Origin of the sequence: Nocardioides agariphilus (assembly GCF_015352445.1) — a bacterium.
Taxonomy (GTDB): Bacteria; Actinomycetota; Actinomycetes; order Propionibacteriales; family Nocardioidaceae; genus Nocardioides; species Nocardioides agariphilus.
This window is the reverse complement of sequence record NZ_JADKPO010000026.1, coordinates 51,024-62,013: the sequence shown is the minus strand read 5'-3', so window position 1 is coordinate 62,013 and position 10,990 is coordinate 51,024. Positions and strand designations below refer to the sequence as shown.

The window sequence follows — 10,990 nt, the reverse complement described above, 5'->3', positions numbered from 1 at the left end:
TCCTCGGCTGGTTTCGAGACGGTCGCTAGCGCGACCTCCTCAACCAGCAGAACCTCCTCGGCTGGTTTCGAGACGGTCGCTAGCGCGACCTCCTCAACCAGCAGAACCTCCTCGGCTGGTTTCGAGACGGTCGCTAGCGCGACCTCCTCAACCAGCAGAACCTCCTCGGCTGGTTTCGAGACGGTCGCTAGCGCGACCTCCTCAACCAGCAGAACCTCCTCGGCTGGTTTCGAGACGGTCGCTAGCGCGATCTCCTCAACCAGCAGAACCTTCTCGGCTGGTTTCGAGACGGTCGCTAGCGCGACCTCCTCAACCAGCAGACGACGGTCGCTAGCGCGACCTCCTCAACCAGCAGAAGTCGGTTGCTGGCGCGACTTCCTCAACCAGCAGACGACGGTCGCTAGCGCGACCTCCTCAACCAGCAGAAGTCGGCCGGGGGGCGCGGCCTCCTCAACCAGCGGACGACCAGCGGGTAAACCGTTTCCGCGCGCCGCGCCGCGACTCCTACGCTCGTCGGTCATGGACATCCGCGTGCTCGACGCCTCGGAGCTCGGCGACGAGGCGGTCATGCGTGAGTTCTACGACCTCAACCGCCGCTCGGAAACCTTCGGTCGCGAGCAGGCGCCGTTCTGGCCGTTCGAGGAGTTCCTCGGCGCCTACCGCACGACCGACAGTGGCGAGCTTCAAGAGCCGATCGTGGCCTACGACGGCGACCGGATCGTAGCCACGGCGACGATGTGGACCCCGCTCGTCGACAACACCGACAAGGCGTACTTCGAGGTCAACGTGGACCCGCAGCGACGTCGTCGGGGGATCGGTCGGGCCCTGACTGGACACCTGGAGCAGATGGCTCGAGACCGAGGTCGGACGTTGCTGATGACGGGCAGCCACCTGCCCTACGCCGACCGCGAGGACCATGCCTACTGCAGGTTCGCCGAGGCCTGCGGCTACGAGCTGTCCAACATCGAAGTGGTGCGCTACCTCGACCTCCCCGTGCCCGACGAATGCATCCAGCAGTGGATCGACCGGGCCGCGCCGCACCACGAGGGGTACACGATCGAGACCTTCGTGGGCGCCGTACCCGACGACCTCGTCGAGTCCCTGTGCGCACTGCTCGGTCAGCTCGCCGTCGACGCGCCGACCGGCTCCGTCGACTTCGAGGCCGAGGTCATCACACCCGAGCGGTACGCCGAGTGGATCGAGGGAGTCACTGCGATGCGCCGCGTGCGCTACGAGACCGTGGCGCTGACGACCGATCGGGAGGTGGTGGCCCAGTCGACGCTGGCGATGCCGCTGGCCGGCTCGGAGGGCGCCAGCAAGGACGTCTACCAGTGGGGCACTTTCGTGCATCGCGACCACCGCGGCCACCACCTCGGGCTGGCCACCAAGGCCGTCAACCTGCGCGCCCTCCAAGCCGCGCGTAGCGACCTGACCAGGATCATCACCCAGAACGCCGAGACCAACGGCTTCATGGTCGCGATCAACGACACGTTGGGCTTCTACCCCGTCGAGGTGAGCGCGGACTTCGTCAAGCGGTTGTAGGGATCTCGGTATCGAGGCTCGTCTCGCTCGCCGGCTCGGGCGGGCGACGGGTCAGGCGTACGACGAGCCACACGGCGCCGCCCAGCAGCAGGAGGACCAGCAGGGCGCCGACGTCGCCCGGCAGGAAGTAGGTGTCGTCGTAGATGACCAGGTGGAACGGCTTGTCGTCCGGTGCCTGGGCGAAGGTGAAGTCGGTGACGATGACGCTGGGGTCGGGCAGCCACTGTGACGAAGCGGTCAGGTAGGGCGTCGTGGACAGCCACTTCTTGAGCGTCGCCGAGGCCACCTCGCCCGGCGCGACCCGGCCCGCGAAGGCGAGGTCGGGACGAGTCGGTCCGGAGGCCACGGCATCGGTGCGCTCCATCCGGTGGCGCGCCAGCACGTAGACGCTCGGGCTCTGCGGCTCCTCGGCGACCGCGGACATCCGCATCGGGTAGATCGCCTGGTCGCTGGGGAAGGTCATCGAGATCGGCGGGAGGTCGCCCTCGAGGGCTCGGCCGACGGCGTTGAGCTGGATGGCCACGAAGGTCCAGCCCTCGTCGACGTACGGCTGCACGGAGCGCTGGAGTGCGGCTGAGGTCTGGAAGCGGTGGCTCTGCAGCCAACGCTCGAGGCCCTGCGGGTCGGCCGCTGCCAGCGTCGTGGCCCGCAAGGGACCCAGGTCGACCGAGCCCAGCACCGCGACCCCGTCGCCTCGAGCGCCGCCACCGGAGGCGGTGTCGCCGCCGGCAGCCTTGCCGCCCAGCAGCAGCGGGGTGCCGAACAGGTGCCAGCGCTTCTCGGTGCGTGCGGCGGTCACGTGCGCGAGGTCGGAGAACACCTGCTCGTCGCCGAGAGCGACATCGGCGGAGGCGGGGGTGGGCACGAGCAGGCCTGCGCTGACCGCGTCGGAGCGGGTGCTGAGCCGCAGCAGGATCGTCTCGCGCGCACCGTCCCAGACCACGACCGCCCTCTCGGCGGTGACGGAGGTGTCACCTCCAGGGCCGTCCACCATCGCGCCGCAGGCGCACGCGTAGGCGGGTGTGGAGACGACCCAGCCGGTGACGAGGGCTGCCGAGACCAGGAGCTGCCCCAGCAACCGTCTCATCTCTCTTCCAGACCTTTCGCGTGTCCCAGCAGGTCGACCGCCGCCCGCGTCTCCAGCAGCGCCTCGAGCAGCCGGCTCTGGTCACCTCGTCCGGTCGCTAGGGCCCTGACCACCCGCTGGATGCGGATCGGACGGCCCGACGGGACGAAGTGGTTCCAGTACGTCGGCACGTACTCGGCATGGTCGACCACGAATCCACGGTCGGCCAGGGGATCGGCCTCACGGAAGGTAAAACTTACGGTGATGCCCTCGTAGGCGCGGCTGCGCTCGGACTCGCTCTGGGCGATCGCGTTGCCCATGCCGTAGACGACCCACTTGCCGTTGACCTTCGTGATCGGCTGCACGACGTGGGCGTGTTCGCCGACGACAAGGTCGACGTACGGCGAGGCTGTCAGCTTCTGGGCCAGTGCGACCTGCTCGGCGTTGGGCATCGCGACGTACTCGCTACCGCCGTGGTACTTGACGATCACGATGTCGGCGCCCGCGCGTCGCGCGGCTCGGGCCTGGGCGATCAGGTTGCGCGCGTTCCACATCGAGACCGCCCAGGGGCGGCCCTCCGGCATCGGGAAGCCGTTGAGGCTGAACGTGCCGCCGACGACCGCGATCCGCACGCCCTGGTCGGTGGTGAAGATGACCGGCTGGCGCCGCTCTGCGGCGGTGCGGAAGGTGCCGACGTGACCGACGCCTGCTTGCTCGAGCAGGTCAGCGGTGCGCACCAGTCCTTCGAAGCCCTGGTCGACGGCGTGGTTGGACGACGTGGTGCACAGGTCCCAGCCCATCGAGGCGATCCACGGCGCGATCTCGGGGGGTGCGGCGAAGACGGGGTAGCTCTCGTAGGGCCCGCCGGGCGGCGCGAACGGGACCTCCTCGTGGCACACGGCCAGGTCGGCCTGCTCGATGATCGGCTTGAGGGCCGCGAACATCGGGTCGAAGTCGAACTCCTGACCCTTGCCGGCACCACCAGGATGTGTGTCAGCGTCGACGGCCGCGCTCAGCCACACGGTGTCGTGCCAGAGCAGGTCTCCGCTCAGCACGACGGTCGCGGTGCGCGGCTCGGGCCCCGGTGAGCTTGCCGGTGAGTTGGCCGGTGAGCTGGCCGGGGAGCCGGTGGGAGATGGCTCCGGTGCACTCGTAGGCGATGGCTCCGGCTCGCTGGTGGGGGAGGGCGTGCTGCTGGGCTCCTCGAAGCTCGCGAGGTCGGCGTCGGTCGGGGCGTCGGTCGGGGCGTGATCGAGCCAACCGGGCGTGCCGAGGACGGTCAGGGCCAGCGTGAGGCTGACGACCAGGCCGATGTGGCCGAGCGTGCTGCGCATGGGTTCCTCCCCGTTCTCGGACGCAGGGTAGGCCGCCAGGCTGTGGGAGTGTCTCAAGGGGCCATCAGTCTCGCGGCCGAGATGCGAGGGCCGCCCGGGAGAGCAGGCAGGATGGGCCCATGCTCCAGGCCAGCTCCCTCAGTCCGGCTGCGCGCGAGGCTGCCTTGCGGACCCTGGCTGACACAGGGCGCGACGGTGAGCTCGACGTGCTCGTCGTCGGCGGCGGGATCGTCGGCGCCGGCACCGCCCTCGACGCCGCCACGCGGGGTCTGTCGACGGCCCTGGTCGAGCAGCGCGATCTCGCGTCAGGCACCAGCTCGCGCAGCAGCAAGCTCATCCACGGTGGGCTGCGCTATCTCGAGATGCTCGACTTCGGGCTGGTCAAGGAGGCCCTCGAGGAGCGCGGCCTCCTCCTGACCCGTCTCGCGCCGCACCTGGTCCACCCGGTGCCGTTCCTCTACCCGCTCCACCACACGTGGGAGCGCCCCTACGTCGGCGCCGGCCTCCTGCTGTACGACGGCATGGCGATGGCCGGCAAGTACGACATGGGCGTCCCGCGTCACGCCCACCTGACGCGCAAGGGAGTCGCGCGGATAGCGCCCGACCTGCGCACCGACGCCCTCCGGGGCGCGATCCGCTACTACGACGCACAGGTCGACGACGCCCGTCTGGTGCTCGCGGTCGCGCGCACCGCGGCCAGCCACGGAGCCCACGTCGCCACGCGGGTGCGCGCGACAGGGTTCCTGCGAGAGGGCGAGCGGGTCGTCGGCATCCGTGCGACCGACCTGGAGTCGGGACGGGACCTCGAGGTCCGCGCCAAGGTGGTGGTCAACGCCGCCGGCGTGTGGACCGACGAGATCCAGCAGATGATCGGTGGGCGCGGTGCGCTCAACGTCCAAGCCAGCAAGGGCATCCACCTCGTGGTGCCGCGCGACCGCATCAGGTCAGAGGCCGGCATCATCGCCCGCACCGAGACCTCGGTGCTGTTCGTGATCCCGTGGGGTGCCCACTGGATCATCGGCACGACCGACACCGACTGGAACCTCGACAAGGCCCACCCGGCAGCGTCCAAGGCCGACATCGACTACCTGCTGACCCACGTCAACACGCTGCTTCGCGAACCCCTCGACCACGCCGACGTGGCGGGTGTCTACGCCGGGCTGCGGCCGCTGGTGCGCGGTGCCCGCGAGCCCAGCTCGCGGATCTCCCGCGAGCACACCGTGGTCGCCCCCGTGCCCGGGCTCGTGATGATCGCTGGGGGCAAGCTGACGACCTACCGCGTGATGGCCAAGGACGCTGTCGACGTCGCCGTGCCCGACGCGCGATCGTGCATCACCGACCGCATCCCGCTCGCCGGCGCCGAGGGCTACCTGGCCCGCACCAACCAGCGGGTGCTGCTCTCTCGCCGGGCCGGCATCAGCCTCGGCCGGCTCGACCACCTGCTCGGACGCTACGGCGGCCTGGTCGACGAGGTCCTCGCGCTGATGGATGCCCGTGCGGAGCTTGCCGTCCCGCTGGCCGGCGCGGAGGAGTTCCTGGCCGCCGAGGTGGTCTACGCCGTCAGCCACGAGGGCGCGCGCCACCTCGACGACGTCCTCACCCGGCGTACCCGCATCTCCATCGAGACCTTCGACCGAGGCGTGCATGCAGCCGGACCGGCCGCTCGGCTGATGGCGGCCGAGCTGGGCTGGGACGACGCCCGCACGGCTGACGAGGTCGACCACTACCTGCGCCGCGTCGAGGCCGAGCGCCAGAGCCAGACGATGCTCACCGACCAGGAGGCCGACGAGGCCCGGGTCAGCGCGCCCGACATCGTCTGACTCCGATCGTGACTTGACAAAGCATGCCGATGTGTCAAGCGCCACGATCCGTGGTCCTGGTGACCCAGGTCACCTACGCTCCCTCGTATGAGTGCGCACGACCCCATGCCCGGGCCTGACCCGACGATCACCGGTCCGCACGACCCCGAGCACCATCCGGGAGCCACGCTCGCCTTCGAGCCCGAGTACGCCACGGCGCTCACCCAGCGCCTCGTCGCCACCTCGGGTGAGTCGGTGGTGGTCTCCTCACCGCTGACCGGTCAGCCGCTGGCGCACATCCCGCAGTCCAGCGGCGCAGACGTGGACGAGGCGTTCAGGCGCGCACGACGTGCGCAGGAGGCCTGGGCCCGAACCCCTGTAGCTGAGCGGGAGGCCGCCTCGCTGCGCTTCCACGACCTGGTGCTCGACCGGCAAGACGAGATCCTCGACCTCATCGGCTGGGAGTCCGGCAAGGCCCGCAAGCACGGCTACGAGGAGCTTGCCCACGTTGCCCTGACGGCGCGCTACTGCGGCCGCACGTCGTCGCGGCACCTGCGCAGCGAGCAGCGACCGGGGGTCTTCCCCGTCCTGACCCGCATCGACGTCAACTACGTCCCCAAGGGCGTCGTCGGCATCATCTCGCCGTGGAACTACCCGTTCACGCTGGCGATGAGTGACGGCCTGCCGGCGCTGATGGCCGGCAATGCCGTGGTCATCAAGCCCGACGCCCAGACGGTGCTGACGGCGCTGCTGGGCGCGCAGCTTCTGGAGGAGGCGGGCTTCCCGCCGGACCTCTGGCAGGTCGTGGCCGGCCCCGGCGCCGACGTCGGGGGAGCGATCGTCGCGCGCGCCGACTACGTCTGCTTCACGGGGTCGACGGCCACCGGCCGCATCATCGCCAGTGGCTGCGCCGAGCGGCTGGTCGGGTGCTCGCTCGAGCTAGGCGGCAAGAACCCGATCCTGGTGCTGCGCGACGCCGACATCGAACGCGCGGCCGAGGGCGCCGTTCGGGCGTCCTTCTCCAACGCCGGTCAGCTCTGCGTCTCGACCGAGCGGATGTTCGTCGCCGACCAGCTCTATGACCGTTTCGTGGACCGCTTCGTCGCGCGCACCGATGCGATGACCCTGGGGGCCACGCTGGACTGGGGCAACGACATGGGCCCGCTCATCTCCGAGCAGCAGTTGAGGACCGTGCAGGCCCATGTCGACGACGCGGTCGCCAAGGGCGCGGTCGTGCGCACCGGCGGCAGGGCGCGGCCCGACCTCGCGCCGTACTTCTTCGAGCCGACGATCCTCGAGGGCGTGACCCCTGACATGGCGTGCTTCGGTGCCGAGACCTTCGGGCCGGTCGTTTCGGTCTACCGGTTCCACGACGAGGCGGACGCGGTCGCGCGCGCCAATGAGGGCGACTACGGGCTGAACGGCTCGATCTACTCCCAAGACGGCTCGCGGGCCCGCGAGATCGCTCGCCAGATCAAGTGCGGCACTGTCAACATCAACGAGGGGTACGGCGCCACGTTCGGCAGCACCCACGCGCCCATGGGTGGCATGCGGCAGTCGGGCCTGGGCCGCCGGCAGGGCGCCGAGGGCATCCGCCGCTACACCGACATCCAGTCGGTCGGCACCCAGCGACTGGTCAGGATCGCCCCCATGCTGGGGATGTCGGACGCGGCCTTCGCCAAGGCGATGACCGCGAGCCTTCGCGCGATGAAGAAGCTCGGCCGGGCGTGACCCAGAACCCCAGCAGCCAGTTCGACGTCCTGGTCGTCGGGTCCGGGTTCGGTGGGTCGGTCGCGGCGCTGCGACTGACCGAGAAGGGCTACCGGGTCGGCGTGCTCGAGGCGGGCGCCCGGTTCGCCGACGACGACTTCGCCGCGACGTCGTTCGACACCAAGAGGTTCCTGTTCCGACCAGAGGTCGGCTGTTACGGCATCCAGCGCATCGACGTCCTCAAGGACTGCCTGATCCTGTCGGGGGCCGGTGTCGGTGGTGGCTCGCTGGTCTACGCCAACACGCTCTACGAGCCGCTGCCCGCGTTCTACGACGACCCGTCGTGGCGCGACATCACCGACTGGAAGTCCGAGCTCGCGCCCTACTACGACCAGGCCAAGCGGATGCTCGGGGTGACCATGAACCCCCTGCACACGCCGGCCGACGAGGTGATGCGTGAGGTCGCCGAGCAGATGGGCGTGGGGGACACCTTCACGCCGACACCTGTCGGCGTCTTCTTCGGCGGTCCGGGGCAGACGCCGTCACAGACCGTGCCCGACCCGTACTTCGGCGGGGAGGGCCCCGACCGCAACCCGTGCCGCAACTGCGGCGAGTGCATGACCGGATGCCGCCACAACGCCAAGAACACCCTGGTCAAGAACTACCTCCACCTCGCCGAGAAGAACGGCGCCACGGTGCTGCCGCTGACCACCGTCACCCGGATCTCTCCTCGTGGGGAGGGCGGCTACGACGTTGAGGTCCGTCACACCAAGGCCAAGCTCCGCCGGCGTGCAGCCACGCGCGTGCTGACCGCCGACCAGGTGGTGCTGGCCGCCTCGGCACTCGGGACCCAGCGGCTGCTGCATCGGATGAAGGCCGAGGGTCACCTGCCCCACCTCTCCGACCGCCTCGGCGAGCTGTCTCGCACCAACTCCGAGTCGATCCTGGGGGCGATCGGGCGCGACGCCTCGGTCGACTACACGCAGGGCGTGGCGATCACGTCGTCCTTCCACCCCGACGAGCACACCCACATCGAGCCCGTCCGGTACGGCAAGGGCAGCAACGCGATGGCGCTGATGCAGACCGTGCTCACCGACGTGGAGCCGGGCCGACCGAGATGGCGCACCTGGCTGCGCGAGATGTGGCGCGAGAAGACCCGCGTGCTCGAGCTCTACGACCTGCGGCACTGGTCCGAGCGCACCGTCGTCGCACTGGTGATGCAGAGCCGTGACAACTCGATCACGACCTACCTCAAGCGCAACCGGCTGGGGAAGCTGGTGCTCACCTCGCGTCAGGGTCACGGCGAGCCCAACCCGACCTGGATCCCGGCCGCCAACGAGGCCGCGCGGCGGATGGCAGAGGTGATGGGCGGCACGGCGGGCGGCACCATCGGCGATCCGTTCAACCGGCCACTGACCGCTCACTTCATCGGCGGCTGCGCGATCGGCTCGTCGCCCGAGTCCGGTGTCGTCGACCCCTACCAGCGGGTCTTCGGCCACGCCGGGCTGCACGTCGCCGACGGCTCGGCGATCTCGGCCAACCTGGGCGTGAACCCGTCGCTGTCCATCACCGCCCAGGCCGAGCGGGCGATGGCCATGTGGCCCAACAAGGGCGAGGTCGACCCGCGACCGCCGCTCGGCTCGCCGTACGCCCGGATCTCACCTGTCCCGCCGGCCTCCCCAGCGGTCCCGCCGACCGCGCCTGCCGCCCTGCGGCTGCCCGTCGTCGAGGTCACCTGAGATTCATCCGTCACACCCGTAACCGACCTGGTGAGGGTTCGTTGGACGAGCGGGTCCACCGCTAGTGCTCCCTCACTGAGTGGGCCCTCGCCGGGGAGGGCTCGCCTGACTCGGCTTGCAGGGCCCGGCCAACCCTCCCTCCCCGGCCGGGCCCTGCGGCACGGATAGGCTCGGGCCATGTCAGGTGAGACTTCCGGGCACGATCTGGTCCTCGTCGTCGACTTCGGCGCCCAGTACGCCCAGCTCATCGCTCGGCGGGTCCGCGAGGCGAAGGTCTACTCCGAGATCGTGCCCCACACGATGCCCGTGGCCGAGATGCTCGCGCGTCAGCCCAAGGCGATCGTGCTGTCCGGTGGCCCGTCGTCGGTCTACGAGCCGGGCGCCCCGTCGCTCGACGGGTCCCTCTTCGACACCGGTGTCCCGGTGTTCGGCATGTGCTACGGCTTCCAGATCATGGCCCAGTCGCTGGGCGGCGAGGTGTCGCCCACCGGTGCCCGCGAGTACGGCCGCACGCCCGCGACCGTCGTCGAGCCGGGCACCCTGCTGGCCGGCGTGCCCGCCCACCACAACGTGTGGATGTCCCACGGCGACTCGGTCACCGCGGCTCCCGAGGGGTTCACCCTGCTGGCCTCGACCGTCGGGACTCCCGTCGCCGCCTTCGAAGACGTCGCCCGCGGGCTCGCAGGCGTGCAGTGGCACCCAGAGGTGCTGCACACCGAGCACGGCCAAGCCGTGCTCGAGCACTTCCTGCTCGAGATCGCCGGCTGCCGGCCGACCTGGACGATGCTCAACATCGTCGAGGAGCAGGTCGAGGCGATCCGGGCCCAGATCGGGGAGGGGCGGGCGATCTGTGCCCTCTCCGGTGGGGTCGACTCGGCGGTGGCGGCGGCGATCGTGCAGCGCGCCATCGGCGACCGGCTCACCTGCGTCTACGTCGACCACGGGATGATGCGGCTCGGCGAGACCGAGCAGGTACGCCGCGACTTCGAGGCGGTCTTCGACACCCTCGACGTGGTCGATGCCAGCGACCAGTTCCTCGGAGCGCTCGAGGGCGTCTCCGACCCCGAGGAGAAGCGCAAGATCATCGGGCACGAGTTCATCCGGACGTTCGAGGCGGCCGAGGAGCGAGTGTTCGGTGATGCCGCCGGAGGCAGCACCGCCTACCTCGTGCAGGGCACGCTGTATCCCGATGTCGTCGAGTCAGGCGGGGGAGCGGGCACCTCGACCATCAAGTCCCACCACAACGTCGGGGGTCTGCCCGACGACCTCCAGTTCGAGCTCGTCGAGCCGCTGCGCACCCTGTTCAAGGACGAGGTCCGCCAGGTCGGCGAGCAGCTCGGCCTCCCGCCGACCATGGTGTGGCGCCAGCCGTTCCCCGGTCCGGGCCTGGGCATCCGCATCATCGGCGAGGTCACCCGCGACCGTCTCGACATCCTGCGCCAGGCCGACGCGATCGCCCGCGAGGAGCTCACGGCCGCTGGTCTCGACCGCGACATCTGGCAGTTCCCCGTGGTGCTGCTGGCCGACGTACGCTCCGTCGGCGTCCAGGGCGACGGCCGCACCTACGGCCACCCGGTGGTGCTGCGTCCGGTGACCTCCGAGGACGCGATGACCGCCGACTGGGCCCGGCTTCCCTACGACCTGCTCGAGCGCATCTCCACCCGCATCACCAACGAGGTACGCGAGATCAACCGCGTCACCGTCGACATCACCTCGAAGCCGCCCGGCACCATCGAGTGGGAGTGAGTCCGTCCTGGGCCGCGTCATCGGTCGGTCCGCGATGTTGCCTCGAGCTGCCGC

General features: G+C 70.1%; 7 protein-coding genes. 5 read left to right on the top strand and 2 right to left on the bottom strand.

Annotated elements, in window-relative coordinates; genetic code table 11:
* Positions 1-519: 519 nt before the first annotated feature.
* Positions 520-1,542 carry a GNAT family N-acetyltransferase gene (locus ISU10_RS17220; protein WP_194697658.1) on the top strand — a complete coding sequence of 341 codons (1,023 nt, stop codon included), beginning with the start codon at positions 520-522 and terminating at the stop codon, positions 1,540-1,542.
* Here ISU10_RS17220 and ISU10_RS17215 read toward each other — a convergent pair.
* Positions 1,529-2,629 carry a DUF2330 domain-containing protein gene (locus ISU10_RS17215; protein WP_194697657.1) on the bottom strand — a complete coding sequence of 367 codons (1,101 nt, stop codon included), beginning with the start codon at positions 2,627-2,629 and terminating at the stop codon, positions 1,529-1,531. The two genes, ISU10_RS17220 and ISU10_RS17215, sit on opposite strands and share 14 nt — an antisense overlap.
* Complete coding sequence (locus ISU10_RS17210) at positions 2,626-3,942, bottom strand: CapA family protein (RefSeq protein WP_194697656.1); 1,317 nt, start codon at positions 3,940-3,942, stop codon at positions 2,626-2,628. Before ISU10_RS17210 ends, ISU10_RS17215 begins: the two co-directional genes overlap by 4 nt.
* A 119-nt stretch (positions 3,943-4,061) precedes the next feature.
* On the opposite strand from ISU10_RS17210, the gene ISU10_RS17205 reads away from it, so the two are divergent.
* From ISU10_RS17205 to guaA, 4 genes are all read left to right on the top strand, one after another.
* On the top strand, positions 4,062-5,762 hold the full coding sequence (locus ISU10_RS17205) for a glycerol-3-phosphate dehydrogenase/oxidase (protein WP_194697655.1): 1,701 nt from the start codon (positions 4,062-4,064) through the stop codon (positions 5,760-5,762).
* A gap of 87 nt (positions 5,763-5,849) precedes the next feature.
* Complete coding sequence (locus tag ISU10_RS17200; RefSeq protein WP_194697654.1) at positions 5,850-7,472, top strand: succinic semialdehyde dehydrogenase; 1,623 nt, start codon at positions 5,850-5,852, stop codon at positions 7,470-7,472.
* The gene (locus tag ISU10_RS17195; protein WP_194697653.1) at positions 7,469-9,190 is read left to right on the top strand and encodes a GMC family oxidoreductase N-terminal domain-containing protein; all 1,722 of its coding nucleotides are present in this window, start codon (positions 7,469-7,471) and stop codon (positions 9,188-9,190) included. Before ISU10_RS17200 ends, ISU10_RS17195 begins: the two co-directional genes overlap by 4 nt.
* Before the next feature lie 177 nt (positions 9,191-9,367).
* Positions 9,368-10,936, top strand: a complete 1,569-nt coding sequence (guaA, locus tag ISU10_RS17190) for a glutamine-hydrolyzing GMP synthase (protein ID WP_194697652.1) — start codon at positions 9,368-9,370, stop codon at positions 10,934-10,936.
* The last annotated feature ends 54 nt before the right edge of the window (positions 10,937-10,990 follow it).

Coding starts and splice junctions, on each gene's coding strand:
- ISU10_RS17220 (WP_194697658.1), top strand. CDS start 520: ATGGACATCCGCGTGCTCGACGCCTCGGAGCTCGGCGACGAGGCGGTC.
- ISU10_RS17215 (WP_194697657.1), bottom strand. CDS start 2,629: ATGAGACGGTTGCTGGGGCAGCTCCTGGTCTCGGCAGCCCTCGTCACC.
- ISU10_RS17210 (WP_194697656.1), bottom strand. CDS start 3,942: ATGCGCAGCACGCTCGGCCACATCGGCCTGGTCGTCAGCCTCACGCTG.
- ISU10_RS17205 (WP_194697655.1), top strand. CDS start 4,062: ATGCTCCAGGCCAGCTCCCTCAGTCCGGCTGCGCGCGAGGCTGCCTTG.
- ISU10_RS17200 (WP_194697654.1), top strand. CDS start 5,850: ATGAGTGCGCACGACCCCATGCCCGGGCCTGACCCGACGATCACCGGT.
- guaA (WP_194697652.1), top strand. CDS start 9,368: ATGTCAGGTGAGACTTCCGGGCACGATCTGGTCCTCGTCGTCGACTTC.